Raw genomic sequence first — 18725 nt, 5'->3', positions numbered from 1 at the left:
GGTAGTTCAGTTGGTTAGAATACCGGCCTGTCACGCCGGGGGTCGCGGGTTCGAGTCCCGTCCACTCCGCCACTTATATTAAGCCTCAGTCGAAAGACTGAGGCTTTTTTTGTTTCGGTTCGCCGACTTACCTTAAACCCACTTTCATATTGAAACCTTGCATCGAGAGGCCGGCTTCCCTCTGGCGATGCTTTCTAAGCCCTGTTTGAGTGAAGTGGAACGCAGTTTTGTGTGGTTCCTGCAGTCTCGAGCGCTAGTTTTGAGCCTCTTCATTCACCAAAGCTCCTTTTATTCGATATTAGAAAATCTAGTTATATGACAGAGCTTAATTGTTTGAGGTGTCGCTTGTTTCTAATTTGAAAACAGGAGGACTTTGAATACAAGTTTAGTCTCACTGAGTTCAAGAGGGAGGGATTTAAACTTCCGTTAAGGCTTTGCTACCTGGGTGCCAGCTCAGTTTTATCTCGGTGAGGTTGCTAACCCGTTTGGGTTCTGAACGCAATCACCCTAAATGTCTCTTTCTCATAAAAATACAAACTCGCTCATTGCTAAGTATTGTGGAAGTTTAGCTTTGATGTTTGCGAGGAGCCTATATTGCCAAGGGAAGAGAAGTGATACAGATGAAAATGGGTAAATTAAAAGACTCGTCTATGAATACTATCTATCGGCAATAGTTAGTATCTATGAAAATGTAGCGTAGCGATTCTTCGTATATTTGATGGTATATCAAAGAATAAGGAGCCTTCGTCCTTGAAGGGGAGTCTGAAAATTAGTTATGAAAAAAGCAGCTAGGTAGCTGCTTTTTATTTATTAAGTTACGTGTCTTTAAGAGTCCACTGTCTCCGTATGTTCCGGAGTGGTTATTGCTTGGTTGCTCTCTTCCATCTTCTTCTCTTCTGCTTTTGCTTTTTCAATCATTGGAGTGATTGTTGAGCCTTGAATGAGGATAGAGAAAACAACGACGGAGTAGGTCATTACAAGAATAATCTCTTTTACATCGATTAACTTATCTTGAATCACCCAAATACCAGATGGAATAGAAAGTGCCATCGCTAGTGCTAGGCCTCCGCGTAAACCGCCCCACGTCAAAATACGCACTGACCATGGATTATATTTTCTGTAACGTTTAAAGCCTATGTAAGAAAGAAATACACTTAGATAGCGAGCTGCTAGTACAAGAGGGACTGAAATAGCCATCATGATCCAGTCTTCTTTGTGGAATTCAAATAGCAGCATCGACATACCGATCAGTAGGAATAACACGCCATTCAAGAATTCATCAACAAGCTCCCAAAAATGGTCAAGGTGATCTTCACTCTCTTTTGAAAAGCCAATAAAGCGTGTCCAGTTGCCAATCATAATACCGGATACAACCATTGCGAGTGGGCCTGATACATGGATGTATTCAGCAAATGCGTAACCTGCTGTTGGGACACCAATGGTAAGTAACAATTCCATTGAGTGATCATCGGTGGCACTGATCAAGTAGTGGAATAGCAAACCGAGGACGAAACCATATGCGATACCACCGATAGCTTCTTGGATGAAGAGTAAGGTGACACTACCTACAGTTGGTGTCTCAGTGCCAAATGCAATCGTAAATAGAGTGACGAAGATAACCAAACCGAAGCCATCATTGAAGAGCGATTCTCCTTCAATCTGAGTGGAGATACGTTTAGGAGCATCTAGTTTTTTCACAATAGCCAATACAGCGATTGGGTCAGTTGGCGATATTAGAGCACCAAATAGTAAGCAGTAGACCAAATCAAATTGGATGCCAATTAACTGACAAAACCCATACAGTGCAAATCCAATAAAGAACGTGGAAAACAGTGTGGCTCCAAGGGCTAAAACAGTGATCTCCCACTTTTGATCTTTAAGGTTCGGGAGTTTGATGCCTAGTCCACCAGCAAATAGTAAGAAGCCAAGAATGCCTTTGAGCAAGAAATCTTCGAAGTTAATCCTTGTGACCGTCTCCGTCGCAATTTCGGTGAGATGGAACCAGTTGTTTTGACCCGCAATTAAGATTAGAAGTGAAAGCACCATTGAACCTGCGGTAATCGCAATGGTGGTTTGCATCTTTCCTATCTTGCTGTTTACAAAAGCAATTAGCATCGCAGCTGCGGATAGAAAACATAAAGTATGATAGACCGACATAGAGCTCTCTATTTGTAACATTTTATGAATGGAATTCTCGGCTGATGCTGCTTAAATAGCAAACATTTTTTCGTGATTATTTTGTAAGTTAAGAAGGAGATAAAATAATCATTAATTCCACGTTTAGACGTCTAGACTCCTGAAGTTTGTGTGATAGGATGGAAAGATAACTAAAGGAATGAGGCTGTACTGTGGGAAGTAACGTAATACAACAGATTGAAGCTCAATTGAAGCAACGTATTCTTTTGATTGATGGTGGTATGGGAACCATGATTCAAGGGTACAAACTTGAAGAGCAAGACTATCGAGGAACGCGCTTTGCGGATTGGCATTGTGATCTAAAAGGTAACAACGACCTGTTGGTTCTAAGTCAGCCTCAACTTATCAAGGAAATTCACGCTGCATATTTAGAAGCGGGTGCAGATATTCTCGAAACCAACACATTTAACGCAACAACCATTGCGATGGCTGACTACGAGATGGAAAGCCTAAGTGAAGAAATTAACTTTGCTGCTGCCAAGCTTGCACGTGAAGTTGCAGACGAATGGACCGCAAAAACACCCGATAAACCGCGTTATGTCGCAGGGGTTTTAGGGCCGACGAACCGCACTTGTTCTATCTCTCCTGATGTAAACGACCCTGGATATCGAAATGTTTCTTTCGACGAGTTAGTTGAGGCTTACTCTGAATCGACTCGAGCGCTGATTAAAGGTGGTTCTGATCTTATTCTTATCGAGACCATCTTCGATACTCTTAACGCTAAGGCTTGTTCATTTGCTGTTGAAAGTGTGTTTGAAGAGATGGGTATTGAGTTACCTGTGATGATCTCGGGGACTATTACTGATGCTTCCGGTAGAACATTATCCGGTCAAACCACAGAAGCGTTTTACAACTCATTACGTCATGTTAAACCGATTTCGTTTGGTTTGAACTGTGCACTTGGCCCGGATGAACTGCGTCCTTATGTTGAAGAGCTCTCGCGTATATCAGAATCTTTTGTTTCCGCTCACCCAAATGCTGGGCTTCCGAATGCATTCGGCGAATACGATTTGTCGCCAGAAGATATGGCTAAGCATGTTAAAGAGTGGGCTCAAAGTGGCTTTTTAAACTTGATTGGTGGGTGTTGTGGTACAACTCCTGAGCACATTCGCCAAATGGCACTCGCGGTTGAAAATATCGCCCCTCGTCAATTACCTGAACTTCCCGTTGCTTGTCGCTTGTCTGGCTTAGAGCCACTCGCGATTGATAAAGACTCTTTATTTATCAATGTCGGTGAGCGTACGAATGTAACCGGTTCTGCGCGTTTTAAGCGCTTGATTAAAGAAGAGCTGTACGATGAAGCGCTCGATGTGGCTCGTCAACAAGTTGAAAATGGCGCTCAAATTATCGATATCAACATGGATGAAGGCATGTTGGATGCACAAGCTTGTATGGTTCGCTTTTTAAACCTTTGTGCGTCAGAACCTGAAATCTCAAAAGTACCAATCATGGTTGACTCTTCCAAGTGGGAGGTTATTGAAGCCGGTCTTAAGTGCATCCAAGGCAAAGGCATTGTTAACTCGATCTCTCTCAAAGAAGGCAAAGAGAAATTCGTTGAACAAGCTAAGTTGATCCGCCGTTACGGTGCGTCTGTGATTGTGATGGCGTTTGATGAGATTGGGCAAGCAGATACACGTGAGCGCAAAGTAGAAATTTGTACCAACGCTTACCGAATTCTTGTTGATGAAGTGGGCTTTCCACCAGAAGACATCATTTTTGACCCAAACATTTTTGCCATTGCTACGGGGATCGAGGAGCATAATAACTACGCGGTGGATTTCATTGAAGCCGTTGGCGATATCAAACGTGATTTACCACATGCGATGATCTCGGGTGGTGTTTCTAACGTCTCATTCTCTTTCCGTGGCAATAACTATGTACGTGAAGCGATTCACGCGGTGTTCCTCTACCACTGTTTTAAAAATGGTATGGATATGGGGATTGTGAATGCGGGTCAGTTAGAAATCTACGATAACGTGCCTGAAAAATTGCGTGAGGCTGTGGAAGATGTCGTTCTTAACCGTCGTGATGACGCCACTGAGAGATTGTTAGATATCGCGGCGGAATATGCAGGCAAAGGGGTAGGTAAAGAGGAGGATGCCTCTGCACTTGAGTGGAGAACTTGGCCTGTTGAAAAGCGCTTAGAGCACGCGTTAGTGAAAGGAATAACTGAGTTCATCGTTGATGATACCGAAGAGGCTCGTGTCAACGCTTCAAAGCCATTAGAGGTGATTGAAGGCCCACTAATGGATGGGATGAACGTCGTCGGAGACTTGTTTGGTGAAGGTAAAATGTTCCTTCCTCAGGTCGTAAAATCTGCACGAGTGATGAAGCAAGCAGTCGCGCATCTGGAGCCCTACATCAATGCAGAAAAGCAGGTGGGACAAACAAACGGTAAGATTTTGCTAGCGACGGTCAAAGGTGATGTACATGATATCGGGAAAAATATCGTTGGCGTTGTATTGCAGTGCAATAACTACGAAATTATCGATCTTGGTGTCATGGTTCCTTGCGAAAAGATCTTAAAAGTAGCGCAAGAAGAAAACGTCGATATTATTGGTTTATCAGGGTTGATCACGCCTTCATTAGACGAAATGGTGCATGTTGCAAAAGAGATGGAGCGTCTCGACTTTAACTTACCTCTTCTCATCGGTGGCGCAACAACGTCAAAAGCCCATACAGCAGTTAAGATTGAGCAAAATTACAAGCATCCAGTGGTTTACGTGAACAACGCCTCACGTGCAGTGGGCGTATGTACTTCTCTTCTGTCAGATGAACGTCGCCCTGAATTTGTTGAAAAACTTCAAGCTGATTACGAACGAGTACGTGATCAACATAATCGAAAGAAACCGAGAACCAAACCAGTGACATTAGAAGCGGCTCGAGCGAATAAAGTTGCGATCGATTGGGAAGCTTATACTCCTCCAGTGCCTGTTAAGCCTGGCATTCATATCTTCGATGATTTTGATGTGGCTATATTACGTCAATACATCGATTGGACACCATTCTTTATGACTTGGTCACTTGTGGGTAAGTATCCAACAATTTTCCAACATGAAGAAGTTGGTGAAGAAGCAAAACGTTTATTCGAAGATGCCAACGAGTTACTTGATCGAGTTGAGCGAGAAGGCCTGTTAAAAGCGCGTGGAATGTGTGGCTTATTCCCTGCTGCGAGCGTGGGGGACGACATTGAAGTTTATGCTGATGAAACTCGTACCGACGTTGTGAAAGTATTACGTAACTTGCGACAACAGACCGAGAAACCAAAAGGATTCAACTATTGTTTATCCGACTACATCGCACCTAAAGAGTCGGGTAAACATGATTGGATAGGGGCATTTGCTGTCACTGGTGGTATTGGTGAACGAGAGCTTGCTGATGAATACAAAGCACAGGGAGATGATTACAACGCAATTATGATTCAAGCGGTGGCGGATCGCCTAGCCGAAGCGTTTGCTGAGTATTTGCATGAGCGTGTCCGTAAAGAAATTTGGGGTTATGCTGCGGATGAAGATTTATCTAACGATGATCTCATTCGTGAAAAATACCAAGGTATTCGCCCTGCACCAGGTTATCCAGCGTGCCCTGAGCATACTGAAAAAGGACCGCTTTGGGAGCTACTTAATGCGGAAGAGAATATTGGCATGACTCTAACCTCCAGCTATGCAATGTATCCGGGTGCGTCAGTATCTGGTTGGTACTTCTCTCATCCTGACTCACGTTACTTTGCGATCGCACAGATCCAAGAAGATCAGCTAGAGAGTTACGCCGATCGTAAGGGGTGGGATAGGATCGAGGCTGAAAAATGGTTAGGGCCAAACATTAATGGTTAAATTGATGTTTACCTCGTCCAAATATAACAACTAATGAAACAACAAAGGGCTGCAGATACGCAGCCCTTTGTTTTATTGAGTTGAACTTACTTCTCAAACAACTCCGTGTGGAGTTTTTGTATGGCTTGTTTCGATACCGATTCATGGAGCAAGAAGCATAAGTTGTGAGGGCTAGCGCCATAACAAATCATGCGTAGGTTAAAATCTTCTAGCGTGCCAAAAACCTGTTTCGCGTAGCCTTTACTCTCACTCATGTTGTTACCAATGAGAGCAACGAGGCATAGGTCATGTTCAACTTCTACCTTACATAACTCTTCTAACTCTTCTCGTGCAGCTTGCGGCAGCTGTGGTGCTCCGCCAGATGTATCAGTTTGATCAAGTGTTAACGATACACTGATTTCAGATGTCGTGATCAAATCGACAGAGATCTTATGCTTTGCAAGGATCTCAAAGACCTTTGCTAAGAAACCGTATGCGTGGAACATATTGGCGCTGCGTAGCGTTACCATGGTTTGGTTACAACGCAAAGCTAGCGCACGGAATAACGGTGAGCTTTCGACTTGGTGGCGAATCCAAGTTCCCCCTTTTTCAGGCTCTTTCGATGACCCCACAAATACCGGAATGTCGTGGCGCAATGCAGGTACTAGCGTAGAAGGGTGAAGGATTTTAGCGCCAAAGTTAGCCATTTCTGAAGCTTCACTAAAGCTGATCTCAGGAATTGGTGAGGCTTTTGGCGCAATTCGCGGATCTGTTGTGTAGATGCCCGGAACATCAGTCCAGATTTCTAACCCTGCCGCTTTGACGCTCTCAGCAATTAAGGCGGCGCTGTAATCGCTGCCTCCTCGACCTAGTGTTGTTGTATTACCGGCTTCGTCAGATCCTATGAAGCCTTGAGTAACAACAACGGATTGTTGGCAAAGTGGTACGAGTTTATCTTGCGCAAGCGTCGAAATTGCTTCAATGTTTGGCTCTGCGCGACCAAAGTTGTCATCAGTACGCAGCACATCGCGGATATCAAAGCGCACAGCTTGAATGCCTCGCTCACACATTAACTGAGTTAGAATATGCGTCGACATGAGTTCGCCACATGCGACTAAATGATCGGTTAACTTCGCACTAGCTTGGATAGATGCAGCCTCGGCCAGGCTGGTTACGGTATCTAATATGCCATACACCTCGGCAGCAGTTTTCGTGCTGTCTTCGAGCTGAGTTAAAATGGCGTCATGAATGTTGGCCAGATTTTGCAGCAGCTCAGTACGGTGCGTTTGATCCTGAACACCGTTGGCGAGTTCTACCAATAGGCTGGTGACGCCAGAGCAAGCGCTGCTCACGACCAGGCGAGTATTTGGATTGTTTTCGATAATGGTGGCGCAACGACTCATTGCCTCAAAGTTGGCAACACTGGTTCCACCGAATTTAGCTACGTTAAATGCGCTCACTGCGTTCTCCCACGACTTCCTAAAAAATTGTACATCCAATGTTTAGTGAGAAAAGGAACAGAGCAAAAAGAGAGGTATTTAGAATGCTATTTGAAAAATTTACCCTCAGAAGCCCTTCATCAGACTGCGCTGATGACAGTTGATGGGATTCAGCCCAATTCAACCGACAAGTCAAATCCTGCAACTTTGACTTACCTCGGCACTACTCCCCCTCAATGATTGGTGTTGGAATTGCGGTTCCACAAATCATCTACCTGGGTAGCGCTCCTCTTCTACATAAAGCTCAAACATTGAACGGTTTTGAGGCCTTAATGTCAATCAATATTTCAACCTTTATGGTGTTTTTTATTAACGATTTTGTGACACTGGTTTGACCTCCATACTTACGGCTAATTGCTGATAGAGGAAAAATCTATTAGGGTGAAGAACCCTACACCTGAGCCATGTTATTGAATAGAACTTTTAGAATGCTCAGGATAAAAGATAATCAAGGAGCTGACATGTCGATCCAAAGCTTTATTCCGCCTCACCGTATTTTAATGGGACCTGGTCCTTCTGATATTTATCCTCAAGTGTTACAAGCACTAAGCCGTCCTACTGTAGGTCACCTTGATCCTCTGTTTATCGGTATGATGGATGAGCTCAAGCAGCTATTGAAGTATGCCTTTCAAACTGACAATGAGTTCACTATTGCGGTTTCAGCGCCAGGTAGTGCAGGGATGGAAACCTGCTTTGTAAACTTGATCGAGAAAGGCGACAAAGTGATCGTCTGCCGTAACGGTGTATTTGGTGAACGCATGCGCGAAAATGTCGTCCGTGCTGGTGGCGAAGTTGTTATCGTCGATGATGAGTGGGGGACGCCTGTTTCCATTGATAAAGTCGAGCAAGCACTCGAACAGCACCCAGATACAAAAATTCTTGCTTTTGTGCATGCGGAAACCTCAACTGGTGCAGTCAGTGATGCTCAAGCATTGAGTAAGCTGGCGAAACAGCATAATGCATTATCTATTGTTGATGCGGTGACGTCACTTGGTGGTGTGCCGTTAAAAGTGGATGAGTGGCAACTGGATGCGGTTTACTCTGGCAGTCAAAAATGTTTGTCATGTGTACCAGGGCTCTCACCAGTGACGTTTTCTCCTGCCGCGATTGAAAAGATTCAAGCAAGAACAACACCAGTACAGAGTTGGTTCCTCGATCAGAGTTTAGTTTTGGGGTATTGGAGTGGAGAAGGCAAGCGTAGTTACCATCATACGGCGCCAGTTAATAGCTTGTATGCGCTTCATGAAGCTTTATTGATACTGAAAAATGAAGGATTAGAAAACGCTTGGGCTCGTCACCAACTGATGCATGAAAAACTCAAAAATGGCTTACAAAAGTTAGGCTTTGAATTTGTTGTGGACGAAGCCCATCGGTTGCCACAATTAAATGCGATTTACGTGCCTGAAGGAGTTGATGAAGCAAAAGTTCGTGCTCACTTGCTAGAAACCTATAACCTAGAAATTGGTGCAGGCCTTGGGGCATTAGCTGGTAAAGCGTGGCGTATTGGCTTAATGGGTTACGGCGCTCGATCTGAAAACGTTGCGCTGTGCTTAAAAGCGTTAGAAGAGTCACTCACTGAATAAAATCATACAGCAATGAGATAAAGAAAAGCGAAGGTCATCCCTTCGCTTTTTGGTATTTATTACTCAGCTCCTGAAGTGGGGGCTGGTGAGGCAGATATTGCTTGAGAAGGTGGCTGGTAATTGACGTCACTGAAATCAATCTTCGGGAACAAAAACTGCGCTTCAGCTCTAATTTGCTCCGCTTTACTTGAGTCATCTAAGCCTTGGTAGGCCAAAATCAAATTATTATAAAATGCAGGGCGAGGCTTATCTTTGATGATTTTTAGCGACCAATCGATATAAGGCTGAATCAAGGTTGCGTCTTGTTGGTACAGCCCAAGGTTTAAAAACGTGCTATAGACATCCCAATCAAACCTGTCTTTCCAAACTACAGGGTTACTGACTTGATTCAGAATATCAGGGTTAGTTGGTCTAGTGGTCTCAAACTTCGTCAATACATAATTCGTATGTAATGCGCTTACCATGTAAAACGTAAACGCAACGGGAAGTACCAAACTAAAAACACGCAGCAAGCTTTTGGTTACATTACTAAAGCCGACTTGTCGATAACGAGAGACGCGCTGATCGACCCAGTACAGTAGGATAACGAAGATCAACCAATGCACGAGAGAGTGGTAGAAAGGGTATTCCAGTTGTGAGTGCAATACGATAGGTATAAACAAGGCCAGCAACGCAAGACGAGTTCCGCGTTTGGCTTGATAGATTCGATACAGTACCAGTGCCATCGCTAAGAAGATGCCGAGTATTGGCAGCAAGCCACCTTCTACTCCCCAGTAAAGCAGCTCGTTATGCGGATGATCCATGGCTGGCAAACCAGCTGGGTAATTCTCATTTAGGGCATGTTGACGAGCCGTATACAGCATGTACTCAGATTCAAACTTACCATATCCATAACCAGTAAAAGGCTTTTCAATCACCATGTCTAATGTTTGCGGAAAAGTATACGCTCGAGGAGACTCCATATTTACTTTTTCTGCGGCTAACCCACCTCCATCAGGAAAGGCAAGATGCATGACAACGACTGAGAGTAAGAGCCCACTTACAAGTGACACAACCCAGCGGATAAAGCGCCCTTTGGTTGCAAAGCGGTACATGTATGGAATGACCAACAACACGGCGATGACCGAGGCTAACCAACCAGTGCGTGAAGCCAACGCCACAATTAGTGGTAAAGTTAAAACTGGTACGGCATAGAGAAGGTAAACATCGCTTAACTTACGATCGTATTTGTAGGGCTGACGTGCAAGTAAATAGCTGGCAATCACCAACCCTGTCGCAAGAAAACTGGCCATTACATTGGGCTGTTGGAAAATACCATAAGGACGATTGGCCACCGTGTCGTAACCAAACGGATTGCCTGGTTTGAGATACAGATATTGTGTCAAACCAAAAATGGCTTCGATAACAACCGCAAGGACAATGAACCATAATAGGCGTTGGCGATGTTTATTACTGAAATGAAATTGTTGTAAAACAATAAAGAACAGGACACCACACCACAGGCCTATGAGCTTATTGGCTGCCAAGCTGCTATTCGCATTTGGGTACAGAATGGGCACTGTCATGATAAGAGCACTAATGAACAAGCCGATGGTTAGTTTTGAGTAACGTAGCACTCGATTATTCGCTAGTTGGTAACACCCAATGCCTAATGCAAAGCTAAAAGCAATCCAAGTTGTCGCATTGAACGAAAGCGAAAGCCCCGAACCGCCGGGGTTGGGCATGAAAAAGTGCATTGCCAACACAAATAGTGTTGCCAAGGCAATGAGAAACTTGCGATTGAGGGGAACCTGTACTTTTTCGGGAGAAAGCTTTGTTCCACTTACATGTATAGTAGCCATAGTTATTGCGTTGTTTTGAATGAAAAAAGACCAGCACTTGCTGGTCTCGATACTTTACCTGTTTTTTCTACTTCAACATAGGCTTGAGGAAGTGAGCTGTGTGCGAACCCTCGATTTGCGACACATCTTCCGGAGTGCCTTGAGCGATTATCTCGCCGCCACCTTGACCCCCTTCAGGACCAAGATCGATAATCCAGTCCGCAGTCTTAATGACGTCCAGGTTATGCTCGATCACCACGACAGTATTTCCGTGGTCGCGAAGTCTGTGCAGTACAGTGAGCAACTGCTGGATATCATGGAAGTGAAGGCCGGTTGTTGGTTCATCCAAAATGTACAAGGTTTTTCCTGTATCACGTTTGGATAGCTCTCGCGCCAGTTTCACACGCTGTGCTTCACCACCGGAGAGTGTTGTTGCCGCTTGACCCAATCGTATGTACGACAAACCGACATCCATCAGTGTTTGTAGTTTGCGAGCGATGGCAGGAACTGGATCGAAGAAGGTGCGTGCATCTTCGACCGTCATTTCTAGCACTTCATCAATAGTTTTACCTTTGTAACGTACTTCGAGCGTTTCACGGTTGTAGCGTTTACCTTTACACACATCACATGGCACATAAACATCTGGTAGGAAGTGCATTTCTACTTTGATAACACCGTCACCCTGACAGGCCTCACAACGACCACCGCGTACGTTAAAACTAAAACGGCCCGGTTTGTAACCGCGAGAACGCGACTCCTGTGTGCCTGCAAACAGTTCACGGATTGGGGTAAAGATCCCCGTATAGGTTGCAGGGTTAGAGCGAGGTGTACGGCCAATTGGGCTTTGATCGATATCGATGACTTTATCGAAGTGCTCTAGACCTTTAATCGATTTATAAGGTGAAGGCTGAGCCGTTGTCGCTCCGTTAAGTTGGGTATGCGCAATTTTAAAGAAAGTATCATTAATCAGCGTTGATTTACCTGAGCCAGATACTCCTGTAATACAGCTGAATAACCCAACAGGAATTGAAAGGTTAACGTTTTTAAGGTTATTACCTGTAGCGCCTAATAGCTCAACCGTTTTTTTCGGATCTCGCGGCGTGCGATCTTTCGGTACTGCGATTTCTTTAACACCACTTAAGTACTGACCTGTCAGAGAATTCGGATTCGCGACTATCTCTTCCATGGTGCCTTCCGCAACAACATTACCACCATGTACGCCAGCACCAGGACCAATATCTATGACATGATCTGCACAGCGAATCGCATCTTCATCGTGTTCTACCACAAGTACGGTATTACCTAAATCGCGCAAATGAGTCAGTGTTTTTAGGAGTCGTTCGTTATCACGCTGGTGGAGGCCAATCGACGGTTCATCTAAGACGTACATGACACCAACAAGACCTGCACCAATTTGGCTTGCTAAACGAATACGTTGAGCTTCACCGCCTGATAAGGTTTCAGCACTGCGTGATAAGTTTAGGTAGTTCAAACCGACGTTAACTAAGAATTGCAGACGGTCGTTGATTTCCTTCATCACTTTTTCAGCGATTTGGGCGCGTTGACCTTCCAGTTTCAAGGAATGGAAGAATTCCAATGCATCAGCAATGCTGAGTTCAACAATCTCAGGTAGTGTCGTATCAGCAATAAACACGTTACGTGCTTCAAGGCGTAGACGAGTACCGCCACAGCTTGAACAAGATTTAGTGGAGATGTATTTTGCAAGCTCTTCACGGACAGAGTTGGATTCTGTATCACGATAGCGACGTTCTAGGGTATTCAGAATACCTTCGAATGGATGGCGTTTAACGCGAATATCGCCACGATCGTTGATGTATTTAAACTCAATCTCAGTACGACCTGAGCCCTTTAGAATGACATCTTGCGTTTTCTTTGGCAGAGAATTAAAAGGGGCATGGAGGTCAAAACCATAATGATCGGCCAATGAGGTGAGCATTTGGAAGTAGTAGTAGTTCTTTTGATCCCAACCGCGAATCGCACCTTGTGCCAAGCTTAATGAATCATCTTGAATGACTCGGCTTGGATCGAAGTATTGTTGAACACCCAAGCCATCACAAGTGCCACATGCACCAGCAGGATTGTTGAATGAGAAAAGTCGCGGCTCTAACTCTTGCATGCTGTAACCACATTGTGGACAAGCGAAGTTGGCGGAGAAAATAATCTCTTCACCGTCGCCATCCATTGGCGCGACAACCGCAATTCCGCCTGATAATTCGAGTGTTGTCTCGAAAGATTCGGCCAAGCGCTGTTGTAAGTCTGGACGAACTTTAAAGCGGTCTACCACAACTTCAATGGTGTGCTTTTTATGTAGTTCAAGGGTTGGAGGATCGGAAAGATCGCAAGTTTCTCCATCAATACGCGCACGAATAAAGCCTTGAGCCGCTAAGTTCTCAAGCGTTTTAACATGCTCACCTTTACGTTCTTTGACAATAGGCGCCAATAGCATCATTTTGCTGCCTTCCGGCATCTCTAGGACTTTGTCCACCATTTGGCTGATGGTTTGCGCGGCAAGAGGGGCATGATGCGTTGGACAGCGGGGTTCGCCCACACGAGCATACAATAGACGTAAGTAGTCGTAGACTTCGGTAATTGTACCGACGGTTGAACGCGGGTTATGAGAAGTAGATTTTTGTTCAATAGAAATCGCAGGTGATAACCCTTCAATGTGGTCGACATCGGGTTTTTCCATCAGAGACAAAAACTGACGAGCGTAGGCAGAGAGAGACTCTACGTAGCGTCGTTGGCCTTCTGCATACAATGTATCGAAAGCGAGAGAGGATTTACCGGAGCCACTTAGTCCAGTAATGACAATCAGTTTATCGCGAGGGATTGTAAGATTAATGTCTTTAAGGTTATGGGTTCGGGCACCGCGAACTTCTATTTTATCCATCGTTTTTGCTCTATGTATAACCAAGTGGGGCAAGTATTACATAGTGTGAGAAATGTGCAAAGAAAATTACTGGATAAAAAAACAGTAAAGTAAAAAGCCCAGCGTTGTGCTGGGCTTTCGATACAGTAATTTCGTACTAAGACGATGCTTTATACTGCTTTTTGTGTTGCGTGCTTACCTAGCTCAGAGGTTTTTTCATCTTTTAGATACAGGTTTTCAAAACAATAGTTAGTTGCTTCGATGTAACCTTCAACGCTACCACAGTCAAAGCGTTTGCCCTTGAATTTGTAAGCCAATACACAGCCCGCTTTTGCTTGTTTTAGCAGCGCGTCAGTGATTTGAATTTCACCACCTTTACCTGGTTCAGTGTTTTCGATCAGTTCAAAAATATCGGGAGTCAGGATGTAGCGGCCAATGATAGCAAGGTTGCTAGGCGCCGTGCCTTTCTCTGGTTTTTCTACCATGTCGTCTACGCGATAGATGTCGTCTTTGATCATTTCACCAGAGATAACGCCGTATTTGTGTGTTTCTTCGGCTGGTACTTCTTGCACTGCAACGATAGAACAGCGGAACTGCTTAAATAGTGCCACCATCTGAGCCAGTACGCCCTCTTGCTCGTTCACACAAAGGTCATCAGCAAGAACAACAGCAAATGGCTCATCGCCTACCAATTCTCGTCCAGTTAGAATCGCGTGGCCCAAGCCTTTCATTTCGCGTTGACGTATATAAGTGAAGTTTGCAGATTCAATGATTTCACGGATATCTACCAACAGCTCTTCTTTGTTGGTACCGCTAATCTGATGTTCCAGTTCGTAGTTCTTATCAAAGTGGTCCATGATCGAGTGCTTGCCACGACCTGTCACAATACACATGCCGTTCATACCAGCTTGGATTGCTTCTTCGACACCGTATTCAATAAGCGGTTTGTTCACGACTGGCATCATCTCTTTTGGCATAGATTTCGTTGCCGGTAGGAAGCGTGTGCCATAGCCTGCAGCAGGGAACAGACATTTTTTTATCATTGGGGGAATATCCTATCTCGTTTTTATCAAGAATCTGCGCATAACTTTAACACGAGAGGTATCAATGAATCATGAATAAAGTAGGAAAAAATGTGAGACTCGGTGCGGAAAAAGATGAGCGACTCGTCATTTCAGTTATCAGAGCCGCTAACATTGCATCACGACATTAAGTTTTGGTCTGCCCAGGCGATTGCCTGTACTCGGTTCTTTACGGATAGCTTTTTGAATATCTGATACAAGTGCGATTTGATGGTGAATTCACTGACGAATAACTCTTCGGCCATCTGACTGTTCGAGGCGCCAGCTTGTAGGCAACGCAGTACTTGTAGCTCACGAATGGTTAGGTCTACCGTAGCTGGTGCAGTATGAGTATTAATAACATTGCGGTAATAGTGTAAAAGTTGACTGGTTACATTACGCGGCAGCCAGTTTTGACCGTTAACAATGCCTTTTAACCCTTCTCCAATTTGCTCTAGCGTATCTTCAGAATAAAACACACCTTTTAATTGACCAAATGAAAGAAGTTCATCTGTGGTTAGTCTTTTAGGCACGTTGAAGACAACGGTTTCAAAGTTTTTCCATACAAGAGGCAAATTTTTGATCGATTGAACAAGTGATTTATGTTCACTGAAGTCGATCAGTAGAATTTTATTACGGTGTTGTGGCTTGGCTTCCATGAGTGCTGCGGTTGGAATCACCGGGATGCTCATATCAACGTACTTTTCGAGTGCCGCCACTTTTTTTTGCGCATTATCTTCCATACTGATCAGAAATAGCTTTCTTGCGTAAGCCGACTTTCTCACGTGTTCCAATCTCCCTGGGTTCAATAGAAGCCATAAACTGGCATTAAAGAGAGGCCATAACCATCGCTTTACTGAATAAATGCGTTCGAATTCAAAGCTTCACGAAACGATGTCTGCAACGCGAATCAAAAATGCTACACACGTAAGTTGAAATACGATTTGGGTTCTAGAGGGTGACTCAATAGATCACAATGGTATTAGACTTTAATCAAAACATTAAAGCGTGCTATTCTAATGCGCTAAAATTTTATATATCCAGAGTGAAACGGAGCACATCATGGCCAGCCGTGGAATTAACAAAGTTATTTTGGTGGGGAATCTAGGTAACGACCCTGAAATTCGTTACATGCCGAATGGCGGTGCAGTAGCAAACATTACTATTGCGACTTCTGATTCATGGCGTGATAAAGCGACTGGCGAACAGCGCGAAAAAACGGAATGGCACCGTGTTGTGTTGTTCGGCAAACTTGCGGAAGTAGCAGGTGAGTACTTGCGTAAAGGCTCTCAAGTTTACATTGAAGGGCAACTGCAAACTCGCAAATGGCAAGATCAAAGTGGCCAAGATCGCTACTCAACTGAAGTCGTTGTTCAAGGCTTCAATGGTGTGATGCAAATGCTTGGCGGTCGTGCTCAAGGTGGCGGCGCACCAATGGGCGGTCAACAGCAGCAACAAGGTGGATGGGGTCAGCCTCAACAGCCAGCTCAGCAGCAGTACAATGCGCCTCAGCAACAGCAACCACAACAACAGGCTCCGCAGCAATCACAGCAGCAGTACAATGAGCCACCAATGGATTTTGACGACGATATCCCGTTCTAAATTCTGCTTATGCTTGAATCGAAAAGGCCGCGAATATCGCGGCCTTTTTTATTGTCGCAATCTAATGATCTCACAGGCTTATCTTGGCAAGGTTAGGCGTAACAATAAAACTTATCAATGAGTGTGATTTTCTTTATGCTCCAGCCTCTCACTATCAGACTAATCCGATTGTTTGATGAACTCTTATCAAGTATAAATATTTCAATAAGGTATATGATGAATAAAAAAGGAATTTGGTATTCATGAGGTATACCCCAACTCTTAAGTTAAGCACACGGCTGGTGGCCTTTGTCACCATGATCGTTATCTGCGCCATGTTTATCTTGTTTGTCGGTGGCACCCTCTCTTTTAAACGTCTTGGGCAGGAATATCTCACCCATTATTTAGAAGGGATCGTAGAGGTGGTCGACAAGGAGATGGAAGATCCTGACGCCGCTTATTCTATGCAGCGCTGGATGCCGAAAATGCTGCAGGCTTCCAATATTGTCGAAATGACGTTGTCGACTAACAACGCCGTTGTTTATCGCTTCAAAGATACTTCTCATCAAATGGAAGCGTCAGTCTTGTTTGAGGCAGAGTACCAGCTGACTCACAATCAAGATTACACGATTCACTTTAAAGCAATTCCCCCTTACTTAGGTTACAGCTACTCAATGCAGGCGCTTTGGTCGATCACGCTTGCCGTGATATTGATCATCTTCTGCTTAATGCGCGGCGTGGCATGGCTTAAGGAGCAATTAGAAGGCTCCGAAATGCTCGAAGAGCGAGGCAGAATGATCCTGGCTGGTAGGGTGGAGCAGTATGCCAAAGGTGACAAAAAAGAATGGCCTTACACCGCCAGTGAAGCGCTCGATGTATTAATCGAAGAGTTACAAGATGCGCGTCAAGAGCGAAGCCGATTTGATACCTTTATTCGAACTCAAACCTTCCTTGATAAGCTAACCGGTACCGCTAACCGAGTGTTATTTGATAGCAAGTTGGAATCGGCGTTACTAGAAAGTGGGGCTCGCGGCGCCGTGTTGCTAGTGCGTATTCAAGACTGGAAACTGGTTGAAGAAGAGCAAGATAAGCAAATTACGGATGAGTTTATTGTTGAAGTTGGGAGTTTATTGTCCAATTTAGTTCAACGATACCCAGATGTTGTATTTTCCCGTTATTACGATGCTGATTTTGCGCTTTTTCTACCGCACCAAAGTGCGAAAGATGTGGCTAACCTTGCCTCGCAATGCATTCGCCAGTTAGAAAAGTTAATGCCGCCAGAGCCACTTGATCCAGACAACTGGTGCCATATTGGCATCACCACTTATAAAGAAGGTGAGCGACACAGCCAAATCATTGATGAAGCCGAGACTGCTTTGCGTAGTGCGCAACTACAAAATAACAATAATTGGAGTCGCTTCAAAAAATGGAACCACGATGAAGAAGCTCGCGGAAGTGTGAGGTGGAGAACGTTATTTGACACAGCACTTACACCTGAAAGTGTGATACTCTACGCACAATCTGTGCACCCAATAAGTGACGCGACGCATAAAAAATCATTATATGAAGAGTTAACATGTCGGATTCGCGATCCTGAGAATGGGATTGTTAAAGCGTCTCGGTTCATTTCTGCGATCAGACAGGTTGGTTATGAAGCGCAAATGGATAAGTCGGTTATTAATAAATTCTTAAGAGAGTTTAAGGATAATTTTGATAACTCAAGATCGTATGCGCTCAATTTGAATGTAACGCCATTTTCTAACCGAGAGTACTTTAAATGGTTTCGTGATGAACTCTTACAGTTGTCACGTGAGCAGAGAAAGTGTCTCAGTTTTGAGTTTGTTGAAGCACAATTTGTAAGACACTTAGACTTTATGCGACCAGTCGCTAAAATGCTGGCCGGTTTAGGGTGCCACTTAATGGTTGGGCAGGCTGGGCGTACCATCGTCAGCACTCACTATTTAAAAGAAGTGGACATTCGTTACCTTAAACTTCATCGCAGTTTAGTAGCAAAAATCGACCAACGACATGAAAACCAGCTATTTGTCCGCAGTATGCTAGGTGCGGCGGCAAACAGTAAAACTAAAATTATAGCAGTGGGAATTGAGAATCAGAACGAGCTCAACACATTAATTGAGCTCGGGGTTTATGGTGGGCAAGGGCGTTACTTTTCTGCGGAGCAGCAGTTTCTTCCTCGTCCCCAAGCGTTGCCGAATTCTCAATCAGAATCCCAAGTTAAATTGGGAAGACGAAATCGCTGGCGGAAAAAATAAAGATAATAAT

General features: G+C 44.4%; 10 protein-coding genes and 1 riboswitch. Of the genes, 4 read left to right on the top strand and 6 right to left on the bottom strand.

Features of this window, described 5'->3' with window-relative positions; genetic code table 11:
* Positions 1 to 825 precede the first annotated feature (825 nt).
* The gene (locus R7093_RS19925) at positions 826 to 2157 is read right to left on the bottom strand and encodes a cation:proton antiporter (RefSeq protein WP_047103678.1); all 1332 of its coding nucleotides are present in this window, start codon (positions 2155 to 2157) and stop codon (positions 826 to 828) included.
* Positions 2158 to 2348: 191 nt separating this feature from the next.
* Here R7093_RS19925 and metH point away from each other — a divergent pair, with 191 nt between their 5' ends.
* Positions 2349 to 6029 (top strand): methionine synthase, encoded by a 3681-nt coding sequence (gene metH / locus R7093_RS19920; RefSeq protein WP_047103676.1) that lies wholly within the window; start codon positions 2349 to 2351, stop codon positions 6027 to 6029.
* A gap of 86 nt (positions 6030 to 6115) precedes the next feature.
* Here metH and lysC read toward each other — a convergent pair whose 3' ends face one another.
* Positions 6116 to 7468, bottom strand: coding sequence for a lysine-sensitive aspartokinase 3 (lysC, locus tag R7093_RS19915; protein ID WP_318146786.1), 1353 nt, complete (start codon positions 7466 to 7468; stop codon positions 6116 to 6118).
* Between the two features lie 101 nt (positions 7469 to 7569).
* Positions 7570 to 7748: riboswitch (Lysine riboswitch) on the bottom strand.
* 220 nt (positions 7749 to 7968) lie between these two features.
* Between lysC and R7093_RS19910 the strand changes: the two genes are divergently transcribed.
* Positions 7969 to 9090 (top strand): pyridoxal-phosphate-dependent aminotransferase family protein, encoded by a 1122-nt coding sequence (locus R7093_RS19910; protein WP_047103673.1) that lies wholly within the window; start codon positions 7969 to 7971, stop codon positions 9088 to 9090.
* Positions 9091 to 9149: 59 nt separating this feature from the next.
* Here the strand turns inward: R7093_RS19910 and R7093_RS19905 are convergent, their stop codons facing one another.
* The 4 genes from R7093_RS19905 to R7093_RS19890 all read right to left on the bottom strand — a co-directional run bounded on the left by R7093_RS19905 (position 9150) and on the right by R7093_RS19890 (position 15646).
* The gene (locus tag R7093_RS19905) at positions 9150 to 10931 is read right to left on the bottom strand and encodes a PglL family O-oligosaccharyltransferase (protein WP_047103670.1); all 1782 of its coding nucleotides are present in this window, start codon (positions 10929 to 10931) and stop codon (positions 9150 to 9152) included.
* A 67-nt stretch (positions 10932 to 10998) separates the two neighbouring features.
* Complete coding sequence (uvrA, locus tag R7093_RS19900) at positions 10999 to 13821, bottom strand: excinuclease ABC subunit UvrA (RefSeq protein WP_005381241.1); 2823 nt, start codon at positions 13819 to 13821, stop codon at positions 10999 to 11001.
* Between the two features lie 149 nt (positions 13822 to 13970).
* Positions 13971 to 14843, bottom strand: coding sequence for a UTP--glucose-1-phosphate uridylyltransferase GalU (galU, locus tag R7093_RS19895; protein ID WP_005381239.1), 873 nt, complete (start codon positions 14841 to 14843; stop codon positions 13971 to 13973).
* Positions 14844 to 15001: 158 nt separating this feature from the next.
* Complete coding sequence (locus tag R7093_RS19890) at positions 15002 to 15646, bottom strand: LuxR C-terminal-related transcriptional regulator (protein ID WP_047103668.1); 645 nt, start codon at positions 15644 to 15646, stop codon at positions 15002 to 15004.
* Between the two features lie 277 nt (positions 15647 to 15923).
* On the opposite strand from R7093_RS19890, the gene R7093_RS19885 reads away from it, so the two are divergent.
* Together R7093_RS19885 and csrD are read left to right on the top strand one after the other, a co-directional pair.
* Complete coding sequence (locus tag R7093_RS19885) at positions 15924 to 16463, top strand: single-stranded DNA-binding protein (protein ID WP_005381235.1); 540 nt, start codon at positions 15924 to 15926, stop codon at positions 16461 to 16463.
* Positions 16464 to 16705: 242 nt separating this feature from the next.
* Positions 16706 to 18715, top strand: a complete 2010-nt coding sequence (csrD, locus tag R7093_RS19880; RefSeq protein WP_005381201.1) for an RNase E specificity factor CsrD — start codon at positions 16706 to 16708, stop codon at positions 18713 to 18715.
* The last annotated feature ends 10 nt before the right edge of the window (positions 18716 to 18725 follow it).

It is taken from the genome of Vibrio sp. 1580, assembly GCF_033340055.1.
The sequence above is the reverse complement of the archived record's forward strand: the minus strand, read 5'-3'. Positions and strand labels throughout refer to the sequence as shown.